The organism is Amycolatopsis sp. WGS_07 (assembly GCF_045278895.1).
GTDB lineage: Bacteria > Actinomycetota > Actinomycetes > Mycobacteriales > Pseudonocardiaceae > Amycolatopsis.
In genome coordinates, this window is record NZ_CP136053.1 from 7,163,026 (window position 1) to 7,187,824 (window position 24,799).

Below are 24,799 nucleotides of genomic sequence, written 5' to 3' on the forward strand. Positions count from 1 at the left end.
CGACCATGAGCACTGACCTCGAGCGGATCCTCGAAGTGCACGAAGGCTGGTACGAGGCGAACATCGGTCTCGTCGCCGACCGGATGCTGCAGTACTTCCCGAAGGGCGACGGCTACCACCAGTTCAACCTCAACGGCCACACCTACCACGGCGTGCTGGACAAGCACCGGCTGTGGGTCAACGCCGCGAAGATCGGGCTGAGCATCACCGCGATCAAGGACACCGTCGGCCCGGACATCCAGGTCTTCGGCGACGTCGCGCTGCTCACCGCCGAAGGGACCGCGGACGTGCTGTCTCCTGGCCAGGAGAACGCGGTGACGACGCCGTTCCGCACGACCGAGTTCTTCCGCCGCGACGACGGCGAGGGCGGCCAGGACTGGCGGATCTGGCACATGCACGTGAGTGTCCAGGACCCGCAGATGCCCAAGCACGGAACGGAATGAGGACGGGTTTGAACCGCGTCACCGTCGAGGGGCGGACCGGGAAGCTGTCGGTGCTGCGCACGGCGGACGACCGGTCCGGCACCCCGCTCGTGCTCCTCCATCCGATCAACTCCGCGGCGGTGGTCTGGGCGGACGTCGCCGCGCGGCTGGACCGGCCGGTCGTGGCACCGGACCTGCGCGGGCACGGAAACTCCGGGCAGACCGGTCCGTTCACTGTCGAGGAGGGCTACGTTCCCGACGTGCTCGCGGTCCTCGACGCGCTTGGGCTCGACGAGGTGCATCTGGCCGGAGGGTCGCTCGGCGGCACGATCAGCGTCGCGCTGGCCGCGCTGCATCCTCGGCGGGTGCGCAGCGTCGCGACGTTCGGTTCGACGCTGGGCACTGGCGTTCCGGACGAGGCGATCGCCGCGATGGTGCGCGAACTCGAGGCCGCTGGCACCGCTGGGTATTTCGCCGGGCAGGTGCCGGAAATCGTGGGCCGCGCGCACCGGGACTCCGCGCGGATCCAGGAGGTGATGGCGGAGGCGGTCGGGACCCGGCCGACCGCGGTGGTCGCCGAGATCCTGTACGGGGCCTTCGGCGCGGACATCCGGCATCTGGCCGGAAGGGTGGCTACGTCGGGGATTCCGGTGCTCGCGGTCGCCGGGACGGAGGATCCGACGTGCCCGCCCGCGATGTCGCGTGAACTGTCCGAAGTCACTGGCGGCACGGCGAAGGTGCTGGACGGGACGGGCCACCTGCCGATGCTCGAGGAGGCCGGCGTGGTGGCCGAGCTGCTGAGGGAACACCTCGCGAGTGCGGAGGCAGGAAAGTCGTGACGTACTCGATCGTCGCGCGCGATCCGGAAACCGGATGGCTCGGTGTCGGTGCGCAGACTCACTTCTTCGGAGTCGGCACGCTGCTGCCCTGGGCCGAGGCGGGGGTGGGAGCGGTGGCCACCCAGGCGTTCGTCAACGTGGACTACGGTCCTCGCGGCCTGGAGCTGTTGCGCGCGGGCGTGCCCGCACCGTCCACTGTGGACCTCCTGGTGGCCGAGGACCCGGAGGCCGCGTACCGCCAGCTGGGAGTGGTCGACGCGCGGGGCTCGGTCGGGATGTACACCGGCGGGTCCTGCGCGCCGCACACCGGCTTCGCGCGCGGGCATCAGGTGGCGGTGCAAGGGAACATGCTGGCCGGCCCCGAGGTCTGCCAGGCCGCGCTCGCCGCTTTCGAGACCGCGGAAGGGGATCTCGCCGACCGGATCGTCGCCGGGCTCCGGGCCGCGGAGGCTGCCGGGGGAGACGTGCGCGGTTCGCAGTCGGCGGCGTTGCGGGTGGTGTCGGGCCGACGCGGGCCGACACCGTGGAACGAGGTGGTCGTCGACCTGCGCGTCGACGACCACCCGGATCCGCTCGCCGAGCTGGCGCGGCTGCTGCCGCGTTCGCGGGCGTTCGGCGCGGTCGGCGGGGTGATGTTCACGCGCGGGCTGACGCTCGGGCCGTTCGACGGAGTCTCCCCGGGCGAACTGGACGAACGGCTGGCCGCCCTCGCGTCGGCAGCGGAGGTCATCGGGCCGGACAACCGCGAGGCGGACTTCTGGCGCGCGGTCCTGCTCGCCCGCGCCGGACGCCACCGGGAAGCCGCGGACCTCTTCGCCGAGGTCGTGAGATTCCGGCCCGCGTTGCTGGAGTTCGCGAAAGGCCTTGCTCCGCTTGGCTTTCTCGACGACGAAGCGCTCGCCGCGATCACCGCACACCTTGAGGAGCCAGCATGAGCGCCGACGCCGCGGTCCGAGCCGACCGGGTGACCGACCTGGCCGCGAGCCTGATCCGGTGCGACACGCGGAATCCTCCCGGCGGCGAGCAGCCCGTGGTCGAACCGCTTTCGGAGGTCCTGCGCGAACTGGGCGCGGAGGTGGAGATCTTCGAACCCGAACCGGGCCGCCCGTCGGTCCTGGCCCGCGTCGGGAACGGCGAGGGACCCACGCTGCTGGTCAACGGGCACATCGACGTCGTCCCGGTGTCCGAAGCGGACTGGTCGGTGCCGCCGTTCGGCGGGCTGGTCCGGGACGGGCTGCTCTACGGCCGGGGCGCCTGCGACATGAAAGGCGGGATCGCGGCCGCGCTCGAAGGGCTGCGCGCCTGCCGAGACGCCGGGATCGAGCCGCCTGCCGACATCGTCTTCCACTTCGTGGCCGACGAGGAGACCGGCGGCCGGGCCGGGACGGAAGCGCTGGTCGCCGCCGGGCTGGTGCACGCCGACGCGGCTGTCGTCCCCGAACCGAGCGAACTGCGCGTCGGAGTGGCCGAGCGAGGTTCGCTGATGGCGGAGATCGCGGTGCGGGGCCGGGCGGGCCACGGCAGCGACCCGGCGGCCGGGCACTCCGCGATCGCGGACGCGGCGCGCATCGTTTCCGCGCTCCACCTCGCCGACTTCGGCGACGGCGAGCATCCGCTCCTCGGCACGCCCACCGCCAACGTCGGGACCATCGCGGGCGGCACCGCGGCCAACATCGTGGCGGCCGAGTGCAGGCTCCGGGTCGACCGGCGCGTGCTGCCCGGCCGGACCCGCGATGAGGCGCTGGCCGAGGTGACCGGGCTGATCGACGCCGCGGGCGAGTTCGACTACACCGCCGAGGTCGTCGCGTTCGCCGAGGGCTCCGAAGTGGACTCCGGACACCCGTTCGTCGCCGAGGTCCGGCGCGCGGCGGACGGTGCGCCGGTGCGGGGGTTGAAGCTCGGCACGGACGCGCGGTTTCTCCGCAATGCGTTGGGCATTCCGACAGTGGTGTACGGGCCCGGCTCGATGACTGTCGCGCACACTGCTGACGAGTACGTGCCGGTCGGTGACCTGGTCACTGCCGCGCGGACGTTCGCCCGGCTGTACGTCTCCTTCGACGGTGTGAGCAGCCACGACGCCAGTTAAGGTCGTCGCATGGAGCAGGTCGCCGAAGCCTCGATCGACGACGTGGTGCGCGGTGCCGTGCACTTCGGCAGCGGAGGCGGCGGCGACCCGTACCTCGGCCAGCAGCTTCTGCTCGCGGCGGTCCGGCGGCACGGGCCGATCCCGCTCGTGAAGGCGGACGACCTTGCCCCGGACGCGCTCGTGCTGCCGGTGGTGTCCGGCGGGACCCCGCACACCCTCGTCGAGAAGGCGCACAGCAGGGCCGAGGCGGAGACGCTCCGGGCGGCAGTGGAAGCACGCGCCGGACGCGAGTGCGCGGCGGTCCTGCCGATCCAGCTCGGCAGCGTCAACGTGGCCGTCCCGCTGGTCGTCGCGGCCGAACTCGGGCTGCCGTGCCTCGACCTCGACCTGATGCGCCGCACCCTGCCGTCGATCGACCTGACCCTGCTGCGGCTGGCCGGGTTTTCCGTCTCGCCCATCACCGTCGTCGGCGGCGCCGGGGTGGTCGCCGAGTTCAGCCAGGGCGCCGACGCGGTGCTCGGCGAGCTGGTGCGGGCCGTGCTGCCGCCGCTGGGGCTCGTGGCGCTGATCAGCGCGTACCGGGTGACCGCGGGGGACTGTGCGCGGCTCGGCGACATCGGGTCGATCAGCGAGTGCGCCAGGATCGGGGCGGCGCTCGCCGAGGTCTCGCCGGACGGTTACGACCCGTACCTGCGGGCCTGCGGCGGACACCTGGTGTGCGCCGGAACGGTCGCCGAAGTCCTCCAGCATTCCTCCGACGGCTGGCCGCGCGGCGTGGTTTCCCTTGATACGCCAGAGGGTTTCGTGCGGATCGACTTCCAGAACGAGAACCTGGTGGTCAGCCGGGAAGGCACGGTGCTGGCCACGGTCCCGGACCTCATCGGTGTCGCGGACGCGGACACGGGCGCCTTGACGCAGACGGTCGACCTCGCCGTCGGCCAGGAAGTGCACGTGATCGCCAGTCCGGTCGACGATCGGTGGCACACGCCCGACGGACACGCGGCGGCTGGTCCGCGTGCGTTCGGTTACCACGTCGACCCCGTGCGGTTCGACGGTTCGACGCCCTTGGCCGGTGCCCGATGAGGAGGGTGGGCATCGACGCCGTCGCCGCCCGTGCCGTGGCCCTGGACGAGGGAAGCCGGATCGTGGCGTCCCATCGCGGGCTTCCCGGGACCGAACCGTCGCGGCTGCTCGACGCGCTGATCGCCGAGGGCGTCGACGCCAGGACGGTCGACCGGGTCGTGGCGATCCTGCCGGAGCACGTGCCCGCCGAGGTGCGGGGCGTCGGGGTCCTGCGCATCGGCGGCGCCACGGCGCTGCCGCCGCTCGCGGGGTGGCCGGACCGGACGTCCGGGCCCGTCGCGATGGTGCGCGGCGGTCACGAGTACGACGGCACCGAATCAGCGCCGCTGGACCTCGCCGCGGTGGCGGAATTCGCCCGGCGATGCGCCGGAACCGTCCGCGCGGTCGCGGTGTCCGGCGTCCACGGGCTGGAGAATCCCGACCACGAACAGCAGGCCGCCGCAGTGCTCGCCGACGTGCTCGGGCCGGACGTACCGGTACTCACCGGCGGCGAGACCGAGGCGATCGGGCTGCTGGAGCGGGAGAACACCGCCGTGCTCGACGCGGCTCTGGCCGAGTTCGCCCGCGCGCGGATCGACGAGCTGGGCACTGCGGTCCGGAAGCACAACCCGGAGGCCGAGCTGTACCTGGTCCGCGGCGACGGAGCAGTACTGTCCGAATTGGACGCACAGCGCCACGCCACGGCCTGCCTCGGCGCGGCCCGCGCGGCGCTGCTGCACGGGGCCGCCCGGCTGGCCGGAGTGCCCGCGGCCGTGGTGGCGGACGCGAACGACGACCGGACTGTCGTCGGGACGACCTACGGCGGCTTGCTCCCCGAATCAGGCGCACACCGAGAATTCGGCGGAGTCCGGATCGGCTCGCGCCTCCCGAGGCTGACCGTGGTCGATCGAGAGAGGTCGTTTGCCGCAGCGGTCGCCCGCGCGCGATACGGGTATGACGACCTCCCGGTCGTGCTCGTCGGCTCCGCAGATGCTCCTGGTGTCTCGGTGATCCGGCCGCCGGACGGCGATCTCGCGGCCGCTGTAGGGGCAGCCACCGCGGAGGCGGTGGGTGTGGTCGACCGGATCTTCTGGCAGGGCACCGGCGGCCGGGAAGACTCGGCGGCCCGCGCCCGGCAGCTGGCCAGGGACGCCGCGATCCGCGCCGGCGCCGATCCCCGCACCCTGCGGGAAACCCCGGTGAAGGAGGCGCTGATGACCTACGTTCCGGTCCCGGCCGCGCGCCTGCGGGCGATCGCGGTGGGGCCGCTTCTGGAACCGGTGGTGCCATGACGGTGACTCTTGCCCAGCTGCTGGACTTGGGCGTGCTCGAACACTGCGAGGTGCTCGCGGGTTCTGCGGTGCGTGAGATTTCCGAACTAGCCCCGCGCAGCGTGGTGGTGTCCGGCCGTGAGCAGCTCGCCCTCGACGACCGCGCGATCCGGCTGGCGTTGCCGCTTCTGGAACCGGTGGTGCCATGACCGTCACCCTTGCCCAGTTGCTGGACTTGGGCCTGCTCGAACACTGCGAGGTGCTCGCCGGGGAGGCGGGCCTGCGAAGGCCGGTCGGGACGGTCGTCGCGGGCTCCACCGTGCGGGAGATTTCCGAACTAGCCCCGCGCAGCGTCGTCGTGTTCGGCCGCGAGCAGCTCGCCCTCGACGACCTCGCGGCGGACCTCGCGATCCGGCTGGCCGGCGGCGCGGGCCTGTCCGGGATCATCGCCGCCCGCACACCCCGGCCGGTTCCCCTCGCGGCCCGTCGCCTCGCCGATCGGCTGGCGTTGCCGCTCATCGGCGTCGAGGACATCGTGCCCGCGCGCGTGGTCACCGCGTTCGATCCGTACGTCCGTGCGCCCGAAATCGCGGGCCTGCGCGTGCTCGGCGACGCCTCCCGCCGGTTTCAGCGGCCGCCCGCCGACGCGGACGCGCTCGCGACGCAGCTCGGGGAAACGCTCGGCGCCCCGGTCGCGCTCGTCGACGCGGAATCCCGTTTCGTAGCCGGTGATCCGACGGTGCACACGCTGCTCGGGACCTGCGCCGACCCGGCGAGACTGGCCGACGCGCGACCCGCCGCGCTCACCGTCGGACCCGACGGCGACCTGATGCTGCAACCGGTCCAGGTCGGCGCGACCGGGCCGGCGGTGTACTGGATCGTCGTGCGGCGGCCCCGCTTCGCGGCTGGTGCGCTGCTCGAACCGGTCCGGCGGGCGATCGCGATCGCGGCGCTGTCGTTCGCGGTGCACGTCGCGGGCGAAGCGATCCTCGCCGAACGGGAGCACCGGCGCCGTTCGCTGCTGCTGAACGAGATTCTCGAACAGCCGGACGAGCCGGGACGCCGCACCGTCGAGCGGGCGACCGCGCTCGGCTGGCGGCTCGCCGGACGGCACACCGCGGTGCAGCTGCAGGTTTCGGCCGCCCCGGCCGCGCTCCGGACGTCCGCGCTGGGCACGGAACTGGAGGCGCAGCTGGCCGAACACGGCGTGCCCGCGAGACTCGTCGAACGCGGCGAAGGATGGCTCTTCTGGCAAACCGCCGACGCGCCGTCCGACGCGGCGGACCCCGGCCCGCTGATCGAACGGCTCACCCGGACGCTCGCCGCCGTCGAAGCGGAGCATCCCGGGCTCCGGCTCTGCGCGGGCGTGGGCCGCGCGCACGAGGGCACGGCGGGCATCGGCCACTCCGCCGAACAAGCTCGCCGCGCCGCCATGCTCGCCCACACCTCGCACCGCCGGGCGGTCGTCGAGCACATCGACGCTGGCAGCACTCGACGGCTCATCGCGGGCTGGTACGAATCCGCTCCTTTGCGCGGCGCCGCGGCCGACCTGCTCGCTCCGCTCACCGAGGCGGACCCGTCCGGCGTCCTGGTGCGCACCCTGCGGTGCTACCTGGACTCGCAGTCCTCCGCGAAGGCAGCTGGCGTCGTCCTCGGCGTCCACCGGAACACGGTTATGCAGCGCATGGAACGGATCGCCGAGCTGCTGCCCGCCGACCTCGCCGATCCGGACGACCGTCTGGCCGTGCACTTGGCCACGCGCGCGACCGGGGTCGATTGGGAGGAGCCCGGCTGACAGCGTGCACGGGACAGCAGGGTTCGGCCATCGTGCACGGTGCGGATCGCCGAGTTGCCCGCCGACCCGGACGATCGCCTTGCCGCGCGCTGTCGGCATCGACTGGGGCGAGCCCGGCTAACAGCGTGCACAGGTCAGCAGGCCCGCGTTCGGCCACCGTGCACGATGACGAAGCCCCGTGCGGCCGGTTGAGTGTCCGGAATGGACACTGCGGGAATCACCATCGGCTACAAGGCATCCGCCGAACAGTTCGGGCCTCGGCACCTGGTCGATCTTGCCGTCCTCGCCGAACAGCGGGGCTTCGACTCGGTCATGGTCAGCGACCACTACCAGCCCTGGCGGCACCGGCACGGGCACGCGCCGTTCTCGATGGCCTGGCTCGCCGCGGCGGGGAGCGAACCGAACGGGTCCAGCTCGGCACCAGCGTGCTGACCGCGACCTTCCGCTACCACCCGGCCGTGGTCGCGCAGGCCTTCGGCACTCTCGGCGCGCTCTATCCCGGACGGATCGTGCTCGGCCTCGGCACCGGCGAAGCGCTCAACGAGGTCGCGGTCTCCCGCATGGAGTGGCCCGGGTTCAAGGAACGGTTCGCCCGCCTGCGGGAGGCGATCGACCTCATCCGTCGCTTGTGGACGGAGGAGCGAGTGAATTTCGCCGGCGAGTACTACCAAACAGAGAACGCGACCGTCTACGACCGCCCGCCCCGGCCGGTGCCGATCTATGTCGCGGCAGGCGGTCCGGTGGTGGCGAAATACGCCGGCCGGGCGGCGGACGGCTTCATCTGCACCAGCGGCAAGGGCATGGACCTCTACACGGAGAAGCTGCAGCCCGCGGTCGACGCCGGAGCCGAGCAGGCGGGCCGTGCGCGTTCGGACGTCGTGCGTTCGATCGAGATCAAGCTGTCGTATGACGCCGACGCCGAGGCAGCGGTCGCGAACACCCGGTTCTGGGCGCCGCTTTCGCTGACCGCCGAACAGAAACACGGCATCTCCGATCCCGTCGCCATGGAGCAGGTCGCCGACGAGCTGCCGATGGCCCAGGTCGCTTCCCGGTGGATCGTGTCCGCCGATCCGGACGAGGTCGTCGAGCGGATCCGCCCGTACGTCGACGCCGGGTTCACCGACCTCGTGCTGCACGCGCCCGGCGACGATCAAGCCCGTTTCCTCAAACTGGCCGGGAAAGACCTCCTGCCCCGGCTGCGGACCCTGGGCTGAGCGCCCTGCCGGGCGAAGATCACGGTGCGCTGCGCCCACTGACGGCGGTCCAGGCGCTGCTTAGCCTTCCCCCTACGCATCGTGGCGTGGACGGAAGGAGCGGTCCGGTGACAGCAGTCGACGAGCGGCCGGGAACAGCCGGGCTCTCCGGGGCCGTCCGGCTTTCCCAGCTCGTGAGCGCGCGCCGCGGCTGGTTCAGCGTGGCCGCCCCGGCTTCCGGCCTCGACCGGCCGCTGGCCGGGGTGACGCGGTGGGACCCTTCGCGCCTGCCCGGCCGGAATGAGCTGGTGACGGTGCCGGCCGCGGCCGAACTGGAGCAAGCCCTGGCCGCCGCCGGTCGCGCGCAAGCGGCGGCTCTCGTCGTGCGCGAGCTGCCGCCGGACTTCGGCCTGACCGCCGCGGTGCCGGTGCTCGTGGCGGAGAAGCAGGTCAGCTGGGCGGCGATCGAAACGCTGGTGCGGGCTCTGTTGTCCGGCGCGCGCGGCGGCACGCCGACTGCGGGCGGCCTCTACGAACTCGCCGAGAGCGCCGCGCTCGCGCTGGACGGCGCCGTCGTGATCACCGACGCCGGCTTCCGTGTGCTCGCTTTCGGTTGCGCGGGAACGGTGGATGCGCTCACCAGCGAAACGATCCTCTCCCGGCGCGTTCCGGACGCGATCCGGGAGCGCCTCAGCCGGATGCGGAGTGCCACGCGGGCAGGCTCGTGGTGGGCAGCTCCGATCCGCGTCGGCAGCTCAATCAGCGGTTACGTCCTCTGGGCACCTGGTCACGGCGCGCCCGAGTCCGCGCCGAGAGCCCTGAACGAGGTCTCGACAGCGGCCGCGGCCTGGTTCATTGACGAACCCGCCGGACGGGACGACGAGGACGCGATCCGTGCCGAGCTGCTGCGCGGGCTGCTGACCGGTTCCGGTTCCCTGGAAGCGCTGACCGAGCGGCTCGGCCCCGCGCGGCGGTGGCGGCTGGCCGCTCTGGCCGCGCACGCCGACACGCCAGCAATCACCTCCGAGCACGAGGCGGCCATGGCCCGCTGCGCGCGGATGCTCGACCCCGGCGCGGCCACGGCGGTGCTGGGCTCGGTCCTGTTCGTGGCATTCCCCTCCACCCCCGGCAGCGGGCCCGCCGATTTCGCTGAGCGACTCCGACGGCGCGTGTCGGCGGCCGCGGGCGGGCCGATGGTGTCCTGCCTCGGCCGCCCTTGCGGCACCGGCGAGGAGATCCGCGCCGAACTGAACCCGCTCAGGCACGCGACGGGCGTGCTGGCGGCGCGGCCGACCCCGGCCACCGTCCACCTGGCGGACTTGCGCCCGCACGTCCTGATCTCCGAACTGGCGGGCCTCGCCGACGAACACCCCGGCCTCCTCGACGGCGCACTGGACGTCCTGCGCCGCGACGACTCCCCACGCGGCGCCGAGTACCTAGCCACGCTCCGCTGCTGGTTCGACGCCGGCGGCGACGCCACCCGAGCCGCGGCCGCACTTCGCATTCACCGCAACACCTTCCGCTACCGGCTGCAGCGGATCGAAGCCTTGTGCGCGGTCGATCTGGATGATCCCGTGCAGCGCTTCACGATCGAGCTGCAGACCCGGCTGCTTGTTCCGCCGCTGAGGACGTCTTAGCTTGTCGTTTAACCACGGGCTGGTGAGGGCTGCCCGCAGTTGATCATGGGTGCAGCCCTTGTTCGATGATTCCTCTTGCGACAGAAGCAAGTTCGGCCGTCAACCCGGCCGGGGAACATGAATCTGGATCTGAATGTTGGTGCTGATCATGAAGGCAATGGCACTGCAGCACTACGGCGGCGCAGACGACCTGCAGCTCACGGAGCGGCCGACGCCGGCGGTCGCGCCTGGTGAGTTCCTGGTCCGGGTGAAGGCGGCGGGCGTGAACCCGGCCGACTGGAAGGTCAGCGCCGGCAGTCTCGACGGCGTCATGGAGGCTCGTTTCCCCCTGATCCCGGGGTGGGAGGTGGCCGGTGTCATCGAGACCCGCGGCTTCGATGCCACCGAGTTCGAGGTCGGCGACGAGGTCGTCGGCTACATCAACAAGGACTGGGCGCAGAACGGCGGCTATGCCGAACTGGTCTCCGCCCCGGCTCGCACCTTGGCGCGCAAGCCGGCGTCCTGGGACTGGGCGCACGCGGCGTGCCTGCCGCTGCCCGGGCTGACGGCCTACCAGGCCGTCAAGCGCATCAACATCGGCGAGGGCGACACCGTCCTGGTCCACGGGGCCGCCGGCGGGGTCGGCTCGCTCGGTGTGCAGATCGCCGTCGCCCGCGGCGCCAGGGTCATCGGCACCGCCAGCAAGCGCAACCACGACTTCCTGCGCGGGCTCGGAGCCACACCAGTCGCCTACGGCGAGGGCCTGGCCGAGCGGGTGCGCCAGCTGGCGCCCGGGGGTATCGATGCGGCGCTCGACTGCTACGGCAGCGACGCGGTGGCCGTCTCGCAGAAGGTCTTGAAGGACCCAGCGCGGGTCGTCTCCGTAGCCGACCTCACCGTCACCGACCAGGGCGGGCAGCTGGTGTGGGCGCGCCCGAACGCCGACGACCTGGCCGAGCTGGTCGATCTCGCCGAGTCCGGGAAATTGTCCGTCACCGTGAACCGCTCCTTCCCGCTGGAGCAGGCGGCCGACGCCTGGCGGGCTCTCCAGGAGGAGGGCCGCACCCGCGGCCGGATCGTGCTGGACATCGACGCCAACTGACCTGCCCGTCCGCGACCCGGAACCAACGCACTTACCTACGCTGGGTGGATGGCACTCGTTAGATGACATAACGCCAGCCGGTAAGTGAGTAAGCGCTGAACCAACATCCAATGAGGACAAAGGCGGCCGTCGCGGCAACCGCGGTCCCGGGGCGGCGGGCGGCGAGACCGCGGGCGATCGGGAACAGCAGGATGAAACCGGGGACCAGGAATCGCGGTTTGGCCGTCGGGAGTCCGGCGGTGCCGACGACCAGCACCACCATCCCGGTGCCGTAGGCGGCGAGCGGCCACCATCGCGACAACGGGCGGAGCGTCGTGCACAGCAGGACAGCGAGCACGGCCGCGCCGAGCAGGAGGAAGACGGTCAGCGTCTCCATCACCGAAGAGCCGGAAACCAGCTTCTGCCAAGAGAATTCCGCTGCCTCGCGGCCGTAGTCGAAGCGGGTTCGCCAGTTGTCCCATTCGAGGTCGAACCAGCCGGTCGGGCTGCCGGTCCGGACCGCGACGAAGACCCACCAGCCGAGCAGCCCGAGCGGGCACAGCACCGCGCAGATCATGGTCGGCCAGCGGTCGCGGGTGCGGACGAAGGCGATCACCGCGGCGACCCCGACGACGGCGACGAGCACCGCGGCGGTCGAACGGGTCAGGCCCGCGCCGACGCAGCACGCGGCCGCCAGCAGCCAGCGGCGTTCGACCACCCCGACCAGCGTCCAGGCGGCGAACGCGGTGAACAGCGCCTCGGTGAAGACCATGGACTGCGTGATGGCGATCGGTGCCCCGGCCCAGAGCACGACCAGCAGAAACCCGGTGCGCGCCCGGCCGTCGATCCGTTGTGCCAGCCGGAAGATCGCGGCCGCGGCCACGCATCCAGCGACCGTGCTCACCAGCAGCCCGGCCAGGATCGTGCTCCCCAGCGTCACCGGTGCGACGACCCGGAGCAGCATCGGGTACGCCGGGAAGAACGCGAGCGGCGTGTCGGGCGCGTAGTTCCCGGCCGCGTCGTACAGGCCGCGCGTGGTGCCGAAGTAGCCGTAGTCGGCGATGTCGAGGTAGAACTGGCCGTCCCAGGCGGTGAGGCGGCCGATCAGCGGCTGGCCGGTCCGCGCGGTGAACAGCGCGAGCAGGGCGACGCTGAACACGCGGACGAACAGGTACCCGCCGATCGCCCGGACATCCGGGCGCTGGTGCCAGCGGATCGCCGGCGGGGCGGGGGCGGCAAGTGTGGTCAAGACGGTTCTTCCCGGGGGTGGTCAGTGGTGGTCGTGGTGCGGTCCGGCGAGCAGGCGCACCGCGCGTGGCTTCATGCCCGTCCCTGAAGCAGCCGCGACGCATGGACGGCCCGCTTCGCTCCGCACTGGGTACAGGCCTCGTGGCGGCCGCCGGGTTGCATGAGAGCAACGTGACCCAGGTCATAGCCGTGCGGACGCGCCCGAACCCCTGGGGGTTCGGGCGCGTCGCGACCCCTGGTGGGGGGCTCTTGGCCAGGGGCCGATCGGGGGGCGGTCAGGACTGGCGGACCAAGGTCGCCCCGGTCAGGAAGTCCTCGAGGGCCGCGGTGACCGACCGGTGGCGCACCGCGCACGCGTAACCGGGTGGCTGCGGCCCTTTCACCTTGAGCGGCAGCTTGGCGGTCCCGGTGACAGTGCCGTCCTGGACCGGATAGTCCGTAGCGGCCAGCGCGGTCGCGGACCGGTGGATGTCGAGAGTCGATTCGCCCTTCGTGCAGACGACGTCCACGTCGACGGTCACCTTGACGGAAATCGTCGTCGCGGTGCCTTCGACCACCACATCCACCTCCTGGAACGAAATCGTGGCGACCGTGCCGTCCCAGCTGACTTCGGTGGCTTCGGGGACGAAGCGCGCCTCGTCCGCCCGCGCGGTGGCGGAGCCGGAGGCCAGGAACGCCACGGTCGCCGCAGCAGTGCGCAGTGTCCTCTCGAAAAGCATGCGCACCCCCGGTCAGACCGGCTCGAAGTCCACGGGGACGTCGTTGTTGTTCTGGTCCTTGCCGCCGCCGGAGGCCCCGTTGACGACCGTGAAGTCCTTGGTCGTGCCGTCGAGGGACAGCCGCAGCGTCTCGAAACCGATCCGCAGGGTGGACACGCCGCGCAGGTTCGCGGACGAGACCTTGAACTTGATGTCCACGTCGACGTCGATCAGCTGTTCGCTGCGGAACGTTTCCTTCAGCACGCTCTGGGTCTTGTCGCGCTTGAAGCTCAGCGCCCACACCTTCCAGCCGGACGACGAGGGAAGCTGGTAGACCTGGTAAATGGCTCTGAAATCGTAGCTGCGGAGCTTGCCCTGGATCCGTCCCTCGAGGTCGAACCCCTGCGACTGGATCACCAGGGTCCGGAAGGTGCTGAAGCCGTGGAACGCGGTGACCTGGTCGTCGGCCGCGACGGCGCGGTTCGCCCCGACGAGGTCGAACCGGCCGTGGGACACGGCGATCGCGGGCGAATGCGCCGCGCTGACGGCGCGGGGCGGGGCGGCGGAGGCCGACGTCGCCACCGCGGCGAGGGCCATGAAGCTGACCGCGGCCGCCAGGGCCGCTCTGGTGCATGCCTTCCAGGCACGATTGGTCATGTCCGTCTCTTTCTGTGCGGGGCAATGGTTCGGGAGGGGGCATTCGGCGGCTCGCGCCGACTCCGAACAGCTCACCAGGGGGTACTGGACGGCTGCTGGACGAGGATTGGACTCCGCCGTCCGTCCACAACGGACAGTCCGAGGACGGGGGTTGCGGCGGACGGCCCCGGCCCGGTTAGCCCGGGCGGAGCCACTTCCTTGTGCACCGGCCGCCGGGCCCATTACGTTGGGCAGCCGATAGCTGGGGGCCAGCGTGGCAACGAGGTCGGTACGCATCCAGGTACTGGGATCGCTGCGGGCTTGGCACGACGGCACGGAACTCGATCTCGGCCCGCCCGGAAGGCGCGCGGTTCTCGGGCTGCTCGCGCTCGCCGGCGGGGACGCGGTGACCCGGCGGGACCTCGTGGACGCGCTGTGGGGCGACCGTCCGCCGCCGAGCGCGGTGAACGTCGTCCAGACGCACGTCAAGCACCTGCGGCGGCTGCTGGAACCCGGCCGGGCGCCGCGGGCGGGGAGCGGAGTGCTGCCGCACGTCGGCGGCGGCTACGCCGTGCGGCAGGACGCGGTGGACGTCGACCTGTGGCGGTTCCGCGAACTCATCGCCGAGGCCAACGACGCGCACCGCGATTCCGACGCCGCCCGTGTCGTGGCTTCGCTCGGCGAAGCGCTCCGGCTGTGGCACGGCAGGCCGCTGGCCGACCTGCCGCCGCTCTCCGGCCACCCGAAGGTCGTTTCGCTGGTCGCCGAGCGCCGGGAAGCGTTTTGCCGGTACGCCGGAGCGATGATCGACACCGGCGCCGCCGCGGAGGTCCTGCCTGGCATCGCCGAAGCCGCGGCGGAACGGCCGCTTGACGAAGCCGCACAAGCACTTCTGATCCGCGCCCACCACGCGCTCGGGCAGCGGGGCGAGGCGTTCCGGCTCTACGGGCAGGTGCGGACGCGCCTCGCCGACGAACTCGGGATCGACCCGGGGCCCGAACTGCGCGCCGCGCACGCGGCCGTGCTGCGCGAACCCGGGGCTGCGGTCCACGCCGAACCGCAGCCGGCGCACCGGGTTCCGAAGCAGCTGCCCGCCGAACCGCGCGGCTTCACCGGCCGGACGGCGGAACTGTCGCTTTTGGACAGTCTGGCGACCGGCGACCTCGCCGTCGTCTCCGGCACGGCGGGCGTCGGCAAGACGGCGCTGGCCGTGCACTGGGCGCACCGCGTCCGGGACCGCTTTCCCGGCGGGCAGCTGTATGCGAACCTGCGCGGCCACGCACCGGGCACCCCGGCTACCCCTGCCGAAATCCTTGCGCAGTTCCTTGCCGCGCTGGGGATTCCGCCGCAACGCGTACCTTCGGACGCGGAGACCGCGGCCGCCCTGTACCGGACCCTGACGACCGACCGGCGGCTCCTGGTGCTGCTGGACAACGCCGTCAATCCGGATCAGGTGCGGCCGCTGCTGCCGTCCGGGCCGGGGTGCCTGACGGTGGTGACCGGACGTGGCAGCCTGACCGGTCTCGTCGCCGTGAACGGCGCGCGCCAGTTCACGATCGACGTGCTGAGCCCCGACGAAGCCGTCGAACTGCTCGCGGAGGTCTTGGGCCGCGCGCGCGTCGGCGCCGAGCCGGAGGCGGCGGCCGAGTTCGCCAAACTGTGCGTCCACCTCCCGCTCGCGCTGCGGATCGCCGCCGCCAACCTCGCCGACCGGCCCGGCTCCGGCATCGGGGACTACGTCGCGGAACTGCGCGAGGGCAACCTGCTCGCCGCCCTCGCGGTGCCGGGCGACCAGCAGGCGGCGGTGCGGGTCGCCTTCGACCTGTCCCACGCCGCCCGGTCCGCCGAGGCCCAGCGGCTGTTCCGGTTGCTGAGCCTGGTTCCCGGCGCGGACTTCGACGCCGAGGCCGTGGCCGCGCTGTCCGGCGTCGAGACGACGCGCGCGGTCGCCCTTCTCGATCGGCTGGCCGCCGCGCACCTGGTCGAACACCACGCGCCGGGCCGGTACCGCTTCCACGACCTGCTCCGGCAATACGCCGCTGAGCAAGCCGGACGGCTGGAGCCTGCCGAGGAGCGCGAGCGGGCGCTGCGCCGCCTGTACGACTGGTACTTGGCGGGAGTGGACGGTGCCGCCCGCCTCCTTTACCCGCACATGCTGCGGCTGCCGGTGTCCGGCGTCCCGTCTGCGTTCGCCGGGCTGGGCGAGGCGTTGGCGTGGCTGGACACCGAACGCGGAAACCTCGTCGCCGCCGTGCGGTTCGCGGCCAGTGATAGCCCGCGTCCAATGGCGTGGCAGCTCGCCGACGCGCTGCGCGGGTACTTCTGGATGTGCATGCGCCGGGTCGAGTGGCTCGCGGTCGCCGAGGCGGGCCTGAGCGCCGCCGATGCCGAGGGCGGTCCCCGCGAACAGGCCGCCGCTCGGCTCAGCCTCGCCGACCTGCACTTCCGCCAGGGCCGATACCAGCAGGCGGTCCGGCACTACACGGCGTCGTTGCTGCTCGCGCGGCAGGCGGGCTGGACCGAGGCGCAGGCCGCGGTGCTGGGGAACCTGGGGTGTGTGTACTGGCAGTCCGGACGGCTCGCCGCCGCCGCGTTCCGGTTCGGTCGCGGGCTGGCACTGAGCAGAAGGATCGGCCAGCCGGCGGGGGAGGCGGTCGCGTTCGGCAATCTCGGGCTCGTCCACTGGGAAATGGGCAGGCTCGCCGAAGCCGCCGAGCACTACACCCAGGCGCTGCGCCGGTACCGCCGGATCGGGTCGCGGTACGGCGAAGCGATCAACCTCGCCAACCTCGGGCAGACACAGCACGCTCGCGGCCGGACGGCCGAGGCCGTAGAACTGCTATGCCGGTCCCTCGATTTGCAGTGCGAGGCGGGAAACCGGGCCGGCGAAGCGGAAACCCGCAGCAGGCTGGCCCTGGCGCACAGCGATCGCGGCCATCGGGCGATGGCGCTGGAATGCGCCAGCACCGGGCTCGCGCTCGCTCGGGAAGCGGGCGACCCGCGCACCGAGGCGGAGGCCCTCGCCGCGCTGGCGTCCGTACTGGCCCGCTTCGGCGACCGGCCGGAAGCGATCCGCCGGTACGAGCAGGCCTTGGACCTCATCCGCGAAACCGGCGACCGCTACCCGGAGGCCGACGCGCTCATCGGCCTCACGACGGTCACCGCCGACCCGGGGCCCGCTCGGCAAGCTCTCGCGCTCGCCGAGCGGGCCGGCTACCGGGCGCTGCGGGGCCAGGCCCTGACGGCACTGGCAGGAGCCCTGCTCGCCCGCGGCGACCCCGGAGCCGCCGCCGAGCACGCCCGGAGCGCGCTCGCCGTGCACCGGGAGACCGGGCACGGACCGGGAGAGGCGCGGACGCTGGCGCTGCTTTCCCGGCTGCGGCCGTGATTCACCAGCGGATGCCGCTCCGGTCCACCGTGTAGGTGCCGTCCGGCCGGACGGTGGCGACCACCCACGGGTTCACGCCGTCGGAGCCAGCGGTGCCCGAACACTCGAACCGGCTCTGCTCGTAGACCGTCCGGCCGTATTTCGCGGGCGTGTCGGACTTTTCGACCCGGCCCAGCCACCGGCAGGCGTCATTGAGCACCTGGTGCGTGACCACCATCTCGACCGAGGTGACCTTGGATCCCCGCGCACACCACGAGATCCGGTTGAAGTACTTCCACACTCCTTCGTTGGCCAGCTCGATCGGGACGGTGGACCAGCACTCGTTACCTCCTTCCGCAGCGCCCGTGACGAACGGGACCGTGGCGAGCAGCCCCGCCGTGACAGCCGTGAGCGCGCTGGCTCTCCGGGCTCTTCGCATGGCAACCCCCTCGTTTCCGTGTCCCCCCCAATGTGTTGTCTCGGGGCGGGGGCCGCAAGACGCCGAAGCGGGCGGTCCAGCGGATGTTCAACGGGTGTCCAGTGGGGGCCCGACCCGTCGTTGCGGCGACGCCGGTCTTGGCCCGCTGCTGGCGCTTGGTCTGGACACTGTTCCACCTGCCGCTGAGCCGATCGCAGTGCTCGCCTCGTCGCCCGCGCGCCGCCATCGGACAAGTTGCCGTCCGAGGCCAGCCCTTGCCGGGAGCCTTGTCAGCGCCGTTCTGGAACTTTTCCCGGGACCTGTACTGAGAAATGGCCGCACCGGGCGAATGCCCGCATGGTTGTGAGCCCGCTCGGCCGTATTGTTGGGCAGAACACTTTGACCCGAACCCGCCTGCCCTCGGAGCGCCGTTTTCCTTCTGCGCGGGCAAGCCTGCGGTGGTCCCCGCCGCGGGCTGACTGGCCGCCTCCGAGTCGCCAGCTGGTCTGCGCAATTCGCCGCTATTGTTAAAACGGGACCGCGAGTTGCCGCTGTGCGCACTGATGCTGCCGTGGTGATTTCCTGGAATTCAGACGACTAGTCCGTGCTCGACGGTTGTTTCGAAAGCGAACGATGCTCATGTTCAGGGACTTGATTTGACGCCCTGCCAACGAAAGGAGATTCAGGTCTCGGGAGCGAGCGCGGAGGCGTGTGCCATTCTGTGGCCATGGACATCGAGCTAGGGGACGCGGTTGCCGCCTTGCGGGACGAACTTGTCGAGGCGGCGGCCAGGGGTTCAGGCGAAAGGGTGGAGTTCGTCGTCGGTCCCGTTGAACTTGAGTTCGGATTCGAATTGCGTCGGGATGCCAAGCAGAAAGCGGGTTTCAAAGCCTGGGTCGTGTCTGCCGACACCGAGGATTCCGCGGTGCGCGGACGTACGCACAAAGTGAAGGTGACACTGGCTCCTCGTCCGGCGGGCGGTGGCGACTTGCTGGTAGCAGGGGAGCGCGCGCGTCCAGAGGGGCCGCTTCGTCCGGCAGCGCGCGCTGAAAAGGGGCCGTGACGCGCAGTGGAGTGGGAACGGGTAGCAGCCGTGACCGGGACGGCCCCTGGCTCGGGTTACGCGGTCGCGTCGTCGCTGGTGCTGACGTCGGCGCACGTGGTCGGCCCGGTGGGAACTTCGGCGACGGTTTTCTTTCTCGGCCGGCAGGAGGTGCACGCCGGGGTGGTCGTCTGGCGCGGCACGCCAGGCGGCGGGGACGACGCAGCCTTGGTCGAAGTCGATGACGCGGTTGCGGGACGAGGGCTGTCCGGCGCGGTCGGCTGGGGACGACTGGTGACCCATCGGCCCAAGGTCCGGTGCGAATGCTGCGGCGTCCCTGATCTTGTTCAGCGTGCAGACCGTGCGATCGACGTTCTGCAACTCACCGGGTCTGTCAATCCGGGCGATCGCGCGGTCGGAGAAAGATACGTGGTGAACCTCGACGCGCATCCTCCGTCGGGACGGGCGCCGTGGGGCGGCATGTCAGGCGCGGCGGTGCTGTGCGAAGGGCTGCTGACCGGTGTCGTAGCGGCCGAGCCAGCTGACCGCGAACACGCTGCGCTGGAGGCGATACCAGCGTTCGTGTTGCTGCGAGAACCGGACTTCAGGGCGATTGTCGCTCGTCACGCCGGTGCCGAGGCTGCAGCCAGCGAGGCTGTCGAGTTGCATGACCTGGCGGATCCTCAGGCACGAGGTTCGTCGGGCAATGCGCTGCTATCGCCGGCAGGGCTGCTCGCTCCCCGCCGGGCCGTGGTTCCGTTTCACGGCCGTGAAGAGACTCTCTCAACGTTGGAAGCTTGGTCGGAGGAGGACGGTCTCGGCGTGTGGCTGCTGCACGCGCCGGGAGGGCAGGGCAAGACGCGGCTGGCCCACCAATTCGGCGCGAGCCGAGTTCGGGCCGGCTGGGCGGTGTTGTGGCTCGACCGGGACGCGCCGAAGCAATCGCTGGACGTGTTGGCCGACGTCAGAGCGCCGACGCTCGTCGTGGTGGACTATGCCGAAGGCAGAAGCGAGCAGTTGGCCGCGCTCGCCGAAGTCCTGGTGCGACGCCGTTCCTCGGTACCGGTCAAGCTGTTGCTGCTCGCTCGAACAGCGGGTGCGTGGTGGCGCGAACTGCCGTCGACGGGCGAAGCCATCCGGGATCTGGTCGATATCGCGGAGATCTCCGCTCTGCCGGCGCTGGATGGCGACAACGAAAGCCGCGAGCAAAGCTATCAGGAAGCGGTCGCCGCGTTTAGCCTTGCAGCACGCCGTATCCGCGGGGCGGAAGCAAACATCTGGAGTGCCGCGGCAGCGGCGATCAATGCTCGGCCGCTCCGCCAGGCCTGGGACGGGACAGTGCTAGCGGTGCATATGACTGCGCTCGCTGATCTGCTCGACGCGGTTACAGAGGCCGCTCAGCCCATGGCCGGTGTCCGGCGGGGCCCCGAGGATCGCGTGCTGGATCACGAACGCGGCTACTGGCTGATGGCCGCGCAGGCTTCGAGACTGCTGCCGATAGTTACGACGGCGATGGTGGACGACGTCGTTGCCGCGGCGACGATCGTCGGACCAAGCAGCGGAGAGGAACTCGACGAGCTTCTGACGATGATTCCCGCGGTCGCCGAGCTTCCGTTGGGGCTGCGCGAGGCAGTTCGCGGGTGGCTGGTCTCCCTTTATCCCACGGTCGATGACGGGAAGTTCGAAGGGCTGGTGCCTGATCGGCTGGCCGAGCGGCTGGCCGGGCGTCTGATGCTGGATCGGAGTCGGCAGTGTGTGCTCGAAACGCTCGCGGTTTCGGCGTCAGAGGAAGACGCTCGGAAGATTCTCACGGTGGCCACGAGGGCCGCCGCACACCGAGCGTTCGGGTCGGCGGTTTCTGCGGCCGTCACTGAACTGTGCTTGCGCCACCACAAGTTGCTCCCGGCGGCTGTCGACACCGCGCCCAGAGTGGAGGACTCGACTCCGCTGCTCGACGCTCTTGCCCGCTTCGCCGACGATGCCGAAGCGGGTAGTCCGATGTTGGACCTATTGACGTTCGCGTTTCCCGACGACAGCGAGGTGCTGGCGGATGTCGCTGTCGCCATTACCGGGGCGGCGGTGCAGTGGTGGCGTGGCCAGACCCTGGAAAACGCGGCGGAAGAGGCGTACCTCGCGGTGCTCCTTCAACGTTTGGCGGGGTGCTTCGGCGCGGTGGGACGGTACTATGATTCGCTGGACGCGATCACCGAGTCGGTCGATATTCTGCGCCGGTTGCAAAAATCCTATCCGGGAGCGTCGCCCGTACTGCTTTGTTCGGCTCTCAACTCGCTGTCTAACGATCTGAGGGACCTTGGCCGCTACGACGAGGCCCTGGAGCTGCTCACTGAATCCGTTATGCTCCAACGCGATAGCGGTGATATCGCAGGGCTGGACGATTTCGAGATCCGCAACTACGCGACGAACTTGAACAATCTCGGCAACGTGCTCGGGATAGTCGGCCGATACGACGAAGCGATCGAGGCGGTGAACGAGGCGGTCGAGATCCGTCGGGCGTTGGCCGGGCACGAGTCCAGTTCCGATCTCGCCGATCTCGCGCTCGGCCTCAACAGCCAGTCGAATGCCCTGGCCGCGCTTGGCCGGCACGCGGATGCGCTGACCGCGTCCATCGAGTCCGTCGAGATGCGGCGAAGCCTGGTGGCGGAACGTCCTGACGCCTACCTCCCGAATCTCGCAGCGTCGTTGTACAATCTCGCGTTGCGGCTGGGCGATCTCGGACGAGGTGAGCAAGCGCTTGAGGCGATCGCCGAAGCGGTCGGCATCGAGCGCCGGCTGGCCGAGCGCAGACCCGCGGTCTACGAGGCTCGCCTCGCGGAGAGCTTGCACGTGATGTCGGACTTCCACCGTGTTCTGGACCGCCTCGACGACGGACGCGCTTGCCTCGCGGAGGCCGTCGGCATACGACGGCGGCTCGCGGAGGACAGGCGAGGGATGCACTTGCCCGACCTGGCGAGCAGCCTGGCCAGCCTCTCGAGCATCTCGCACGACCTCGGTCGCCTCGATGACGAGCTTTCGGCGCGTTTCGAGGAGGTCGGGGTCCGACGTCGGTTGGCGGAACGCGATCCCGTTCATCTCCGCTCGCTGATTCCGAGCCTGGTCGGCCTGTCGAACGGCCTGGCTGGCCAGGGGCGGACCGAAGAAGCGCTTGAGGCGATCGTCGAGGCCATCGCCGCATGCCGCCGGCTCGATGATCTCGAAGCGAAGTCGTACTCGGTGCTGCTTGTCAAGCTGCTGGGCAACCGGGTGAACCTTCTCCATGAGCTGCGCAGGTATGAAGAGGAGATCTTGGCCGCTTCGGAGGCGGTCGACATCCTGCGCCGGCTCGGCCCGGATGAATCACCCGCCCGCTCGGACGAGCTCGGTTCCAGGCTGCTCTTGCTGTCCGAAGCCTTGGCCGATGCGGGTCGGCTCGAGGACGCACAGGCCAGGGCGGCTGAAGCAGGCGAGGTGTGGCGCACGCTCAATGACCAGCGGAAAGGGGCCTGCACTCGGGCGTTGGCGATGAGCCTGGGCATACGGGCTCTCGTGCTCACCGGCCTGGGCCGTGAGCAGGAGAGCCTCGCGGCGGTCACGGAAGCAGTCGAACTCATGCGCCAAGCCAAGGACAACGGCAGTGACGAGGATCTTCCTTTTGCGGAGTTCCTTTATGAATGCGCGGTCCGGCTGGCCGGGCTAGGCAGAGAGGCGGAAGCCGTTGCCGCGGTGACCGAGGCGATCGACGTCGAACAAGAAGCGATCCGGAAGCAACGGAAGACGGATACGGAAACTCTTGACGAATGTCGTCGATTGCTTGCCAGGCTGCAATCTGCGGAGCTGAGCTGAAGTTGTTCATCGCGCCGCGGGCGCTGTTCGCGCGGCTGCAAGACGCGGGCGTGCTCTTCGAAGCGGTCGGCTCCGACCATCTCTCGTTCCACGACCTCGGCGTCCCGGCAGGCGGCCGAACACGGGGCCGTGCCGTTGTCCGACCGCTGCTGCTACCAATCCTGTGAACGAGCCGAGGGAATCAACCGGACTGCGCTCGCGTCGAATGCGCAGGCTCGGGCGGGGCTGAAATCAGTGAGGGGCCCTTGAAGGAAACACAAGGAGCCTCTCACTGACTTGCCCCAGCTGCGACTTCTACTTAGGCAGCACGCAGGTGTTCGACTGCACCGCGACATCCGTGAACTGCTGCCAGCCGCCGTGGCCGATGGTGGTGGGGCCTTCGGCCCAGGTGTCGGTGTAGGACGAGTAGCGGTACCACCGCAGATCGCCGCCGGCGGTCACCCCGTACAGGACGTCGCCGCCCGGGGAGGAGAGGGTTTGGTAGATGCCCCAGCCGCCGTTGCCGACCAGTTTCTTGTGCTGTGCCCAGCGTCCCGCGGCGTGGTCGTAGGCGTAGCGGTAGAGCTGACCGTCGCGGGTGCGGGCGTAGAGGACGCCGTCTCCCGCCGCGGTGATCAGGTCGTAGGAGTCCCAGCCGGTGTCGACCTTGACGGTGTTCCAGGTCTTGGTCGACTCGGTGTAGGTCATCCGCCAGAGGATTCCGTCGGAGCCGGTGGAGTAGAAGTCCCCGCGCGCGTCGACGGTCAGCTTCGGGCGGGTGGCCGGGTCGTTCCATCCCCACCAGCCGGTGGCGATGACCTCGCGGGAGTTGTCGCTCCAGCCGGTGCCGGTCCACTGGTAGCGGTAGACGTCGCCGTTGGGCCGGATGCCGTAGATCACGCCGTTCGGGCCGGCCAGCACGCGGGCGAAGCCGGACCAGCCGCCGTTGCCGATGACGCTCTGGTTGGGGGACATAGCCCCGCCGGCAACGGGGTCGGGGTGGTTGTAGAGGACGAGGTCGTCCTTGACCGCGAAGATCGAGACGCTGCCAGTGCACGCGATGGACAGCGCGGGGATCTGGCCCTTGATCCAGGCGGCGATGTTGTCCGTGCGTGCCTGCGTGGCGCCGGGCGTGGTCGGGGCTTCGGTCAGGCACCCGTTCTGGGCGGAGGTGCTGGTGAGCCCGACGAGTTCGGTGCGTCCGTCGCGTTCGCGGACGACTGGACCGCCCGCGTCGCCCTTGCACGGGCCGACAGTGCCGGTGATTTCCGCCGTGGTGTCGGTGGTCGTGCCTGCGGTGAAGGATGCGGTGTGGGCCTTGGTGGGGACCCAGGTGTCGGCGGTGCGGCCGTAGCCGGTGACCTTCAGTGTCTCGCCAGCGACCGGGGCGGTGGTGCTCAGCGCGACCGGGGTTACGCCGTTGACCGGCGCGGAAAGCTTGGCCAGCACCAGATCGCGGTCGGGACGGGGCACCAGATAGACGACGTCCACGACGGCGCCGCGGTCGGTCTGTCCGAGATCAGGACGGCCGACGACGGCCGTGGTCTTCTGCTTGGGCGCGCCGGCCGGGATGGCGAAGCCCTGGCTCGGGTCGTCGGCGAAACACCGGGCGGCGGTGGCCACCCACTGCGGCGCGACCAGCACGCCGCTGCAGCCCCGTCCGTCGACGCCGGGCTGGCCGACGGTGATCTTGGCCGCGTACGGCGCGGCGTCGACCGGACCGGGGGCGGGCGCCGGACCGGAGGTCTTGATTTCCACCAGAGTCGCCGGGCCGTTGTCGGGATCGGCGGACTCGCCCAGCTTGGTCCAGGTGTCCTTGCCGACCGGCACGGTCTGCGTTGTGCCCTTGTGGGTCAGGGTCATTTCGACGGCGTTTCCGTCGCCCTTGGCCAGGAACGTCGCGGGGACCTCCAGCGAGAGGTAGCCCTTCGGCCCGGTGGACTCGAAGCAGAACGTTTCCCGGGTGTTGTTGCGATTGGACACGATCCTGATGACGTCGGTCCGGTCGCCGCATACGGCCAACCGGATGTTCCCGTCCCCGGCTTTCAGCCGAATGCCTTGCTCCGCCAGGATCTTGTCGGCGCCAGGATAGGCGTAGTCCTCGATCGCGGGACTCTGGCCGGCGGCCGCCGCGGCCGCGAGGCCGGGAATGCCGCACAGGACCATGCCTGCTGCCGCGCCGAGGGCCGGCAGCTGATAACGCATG

Annotated in this window: 18 protein-coding genes and 1 pseudogene; 14 read left to right on the forward strand and 5 right to left on the reverse strand. The window is 70.7% G+C overall.

Annotation, left to right across the window (positions count from 1 at the left end; translation table 11 throughout):
* Window positions 1-5: 5 nt before the first annotated feature.
* The 11 genes and pseudogenes from RPX00_RS33660 (at window position 6) to RPX00_RS33710 (ending at window position 11,386) form a co-directional block, all read left to right on the forward strand.
* Window positions 6-443, forward strand: coding sequence for a nuclear transport factor 2 family protein (locus RPX00_RS33660; RefSeq protein WP_406631417.1), 438 nt, complete (start codon window positions 6-8; stop codon window positions 441-443).
* Complete coding sequence (locus RPX00_RS33665; protein ID WP_406631419.1) at window positions 440-1,261, forward strand: alpha/beta fold hydrolase; 822 nt, start codon at window positions 440-442, stop codon at window positions 1,259-1,261. Before RPX00_RS33660 ends, RPX00_RS33665 begins: the two co-directional genes overlap by 4 nt.
* Complete coding sequence (locus RPX00_RS33670; protein WP_406631421.1) at window positions 1,258-2,196, forward strand: DUF1028 domain-containing protein; 939 nt, start codon at window positions 1,258-1,260, stop codon at window positions 2,194-2,196. Before RPX00_RS33665 ends, RPX00_RS33670 begins: the two co-directional genes overlap by 4 nt.
* On the forward strand, window positions 2,193-3,347 hold the full coding sequence (locus tag RPX00_RS33675; RefSeq protein WP_406631423.1) for a M20 family metallopeptidase: 1,155 nt from the start codon (window positions 2,193-2,195) through the stop codon (window positions 3,345-3,347). The genes RPX00_RS33670 and RPX00_RS33675 overlap by 4 nt, the downstream gene beginning before the upstream one ends.
* Window positions 3,348-3,356: 9 nt before the next feature.
* The gene (locus RPX00_RS33680) at window positions 3,357-4,430 is read left to right on the forward strand and encodes a DUF917 domain-containing protein (protein ID WP_406631425.1); all 1,074 of its coding nucleotides are present in this window, start codon (window positions 3,357-3,359) and stop codon (window positions 4,428-4,430) included.
* The gene (locus RPX00_RS33685) at window positions 4,427-5,701 is read left to right on the forward strand and encodes a hydantoinase/oxoprolinase N-terminal domain-containing protein (protein ID WP_406631427.1); all 1,275 of its coding nucleotides are present in this window, start codon (window positions 4,427-4,429) and stop codon (window positions 5,699-5,701) included. Before RPX00_RS33680 ends, RPX00_RS33685 begins: the two co-directional genes overlap by 4 nt.
* Window positions 5,698-5,889 (forward strand): hypothetical protein, encoded by a 192-nt coding sequence (locus RPX00_RS33690; RefSeq protein ID WP_406631429.1) that lies wholly within the window; start codon window positions 5,698-5,700, stop codon window positions 5,887-5,889. The genes RPX00_RS33685 and RPX00_RS33690 overlap by 4 nt, the downstream gene beginning before the upstream one ends.
* Window positions 5,886-7,475, forward strand: coding sequence for a PucR family transcriptional regulator (locus tag RPX00_RS33695; protein WP_406631431.1), 1,590 nt, complete (start codon window positions 5,886-5,888; stop codon window positions 7,473-7,475). The genes RPX00_RS33690 and RPX00_RS33695 overlap by 4 nt, the downstream gene beginning before the upstream one ends.
* Before the next feature lie 201 nt (window positions 7,476-7,676).
* Window positions 7,677-8,689: pseudogene (gene fgd / locus RPX00_RS33700) on the forward strand (glucose-6-phosphate dehydrogenase (coenzyme-F420)).
* A 107-nt stretch (window positions 8,690-8,796) separates the two neighbouring features.
* Window positions 8,797-10,305, forward strand: a complete 1,509-nt coding sequence (locus tag RPX00_RS33705; RefSeq protein WP_406631433.1) for a PucR family transcriptional regulator — start codon at window positions 8,797-8,799, stop codon at window positions 10,303-10,305.
* A gap of 148 nt (window positions 10,306-10,453) precedes the next feature.
* Window positions 10,454-11,386, forward strand: coding sequence for an NADP-dependent oxidoreductase (locus RPX00_RS33710; protein WP_406643178.1), 933 nt, complete (start codon window positions 10,454-10,456; stop codon window positions 11,384-11,386).
* 58 nt (window positions 11,387-11,444) lie between these two features.
* Here the strand turns inward: RPX00_RS33710 and RPX00_RS33715 are convergent, their stop codons facing one another.
* From RPX00_RS33715 to RPX00_RS33725, 3 genes are all read right to left on the reverse strand, one after another.
* Window positions 11,445-12,614: a hypothetical protein gene (locus tag RPX00_RS33715; RefSeq protein WP_406631435.1), complete on the reverse strand. Its 1,170-nt coding sequence runs from the start codon at window positions 12,612-12,614 to the stop codon at window positions 11,445-11,447.
* A 274-nt stretch (window positions 12,615-12,888) separates the two neighbouring features.
* Window positions 12,889-13,332 (reverse strand): hypothetical protein, encoded by a 444-nt coding sequence (locus tag RPX00_RS33720; RefSeq protein ID WP_406631437.1) that lies wholly within the window; start codon window positions 13,330-13,332, stop codon window positions 12,889-12,891.
* A gap of 12 nt (window positions 13,333-13,344) precedes the next feature.
* Window positions 13,345-13,968, reverse strand: coding sequence for a hypothetical protein (locus RPX00_RS33725; protein WP_406631439.1), 624 nt, complete (start codon window positions 13,966-13,968; stop codon window positions 13,345-13,347).
* Between the two features lie 253 nt (window positions 13,969-14,221).
* Here RPX00_RS33725 and RPX00_RS33730 point away from each other — a divergent pair, with 253 nt between their 5' ends.
* Window positions 14,222-17,335, forward strand: coding sequence for a BTAD domain-containing putative transcriptional regulator (locus RPX00_RS33730; protein WP_406631441.1), 3,114 nt, complete (start codon window positions 14,222-14,224; stop codon window positions 17,333-17,335).
* Window position 17,336: 1 nt separating this feature from the next.
* On the opposite strand, the gene RPX00_RS33735 is transcribed toward RPX00_RS33730, so the two are convergent.
* Entirely contained in the window at window positions 17,337-17,753 is a 417-nt protein-coding gene (locus tag RPX00_RS33735; RefSeq protein WP_406631443.1) for a hypothetical protein, read from the reverse strand.
* 706 nt (window positions 17,754-18,459) lie between these two features.
* Here RPX00_RS33735 and RPX00_RS33740 point away from each other — a divergent pair.
* Window positions 18,460-18,795, forward strand: a complete 336-nt coding sequence (locus RPX00_RS33740; RefSeq protein ID WP_406631445.1) for a trypco2 family protein — start codon at window positions 18,460-18,462, stop codon at window positions 18,793-18,795.
* Between the two features lie 30 nt (window positions 18,796-18,825).
* Window positions 18,826-22,614 (forward strand): tetratricopeptide repeat protein, encoded by a 3,789-nt coding sequence (locus RPX00_RS33745; protein ID WP_406631447.1) that lies wholly within the window; start codon window positions 18,826-18,828, stop codon window positions 22,612-22,614.
* A gap of 294 nt (window positions 22,615-22,908) precedes the next feature.
* Here the strand turns inward: RPX00_RS33745 and RPX00_RS33750 are convergent, their stop codons facing one another.
* A complete protein-coding gene (locus tag RPX00_RS33750; protein WP_406631449.1) occupies window positions 22,909-24,798 on the reverse strand; it encodes a tachylectin-related carbohydrate-binding protein in 1,890 nt (629 codons plus the stop codon).
* Between the last annotated feature and the right edge of the window lies 1 nt (window position 24,799).

Coding starts and splice junctions, on each gene's coding strand:
- RPX00_RS33665 (WP_406631419.1), top strand. CDS start 440: ATGAGGACGGGTTTGAACCGCGTCACCGTCGAGGGGCGGACCGGGAAG.
- RPX00_RS33720 (WP_406631437.1), bottom strand. CDS start 13,332: ATGCTTTTCGAGAGGACACTGCGCACTGCTGCGGCGACCGTGGCGTTC.
- RPX00_RS33740 (WP_406631445.1), top strand. CDS start 18,460: ATGGACATCGAGCTAGGGGACGCGGTTGCCGCCTTGCGGGACGAACTT.
- RPX00_RS33690 (WP_406631429.1), top strand. CDS start 5,698: ATGACGGTGACTCTTGCCCAGCTGCTGGACTTGGGCGTGCTCGAACAC.
- RPX00_RS33675 (WP_406631423.1), top strand. CDS start 2,193: ATGAGCGCCGACGCCGCGGTCCGAGCCGACCGGGTGACCGACCTGGCC.
- RPX00_RS33695 (WP_406631431.1), top strand. CDS start 5,886: ATGACCGTCACCCTTGCCCAGTTGCTGGACTTGGGCCTGCTCGAACAC.
- RPX00_RS33710 (WP_406643178.1), top strand. CDS start 10,454: ATGAAGGCAATGGCACTGCAGCACTACGGCGGCGCAGACGACCTGCAG.
- RPX00_RS33685 (WP_406631427.1), top strand. CDS start 4,427: ATGAGGAGGGTGGGCATCGACGCCGTCGCCGCCCGTGCCGTGGCCCTG.
- RPX00_RS33680 (WP_406631425.1), top strand. CDS start 3,357: ATGGAGCAGGTCGCCGAAGCCTCGATCGACGACGTGGTGCGCGGTGCC.
- RPX00_RS33735 (WP_406631443.1), bottom strand. CDS start 17,753: ATGCGAAGAGCCCGGAGAGCCAGCGCGCTCACGGCTGTCACGGCGGGG.
- RPX00_RS33660 (WP_406631417.1), top strand. CDS start 6: ATGAGCACTGACCTCGAGCGGATCCTCGAAGTGCACGAAGGCTGGTAC.
- RPX00_RS33750 (WP_406631449.1), bottom strand. CDS start 24,798: ATGCGTTATCAGCTGCCGGCCCTCGGCGCGGCAGCAGGCATGGTCCTG.
- RPX00_RS33725 (WP_406631439.1), bottom strand. CDS start 13,968: ATGACCAATCGTGCCTGGAAGGCATGCACCAGAGCGGCCCTGGCGGCC.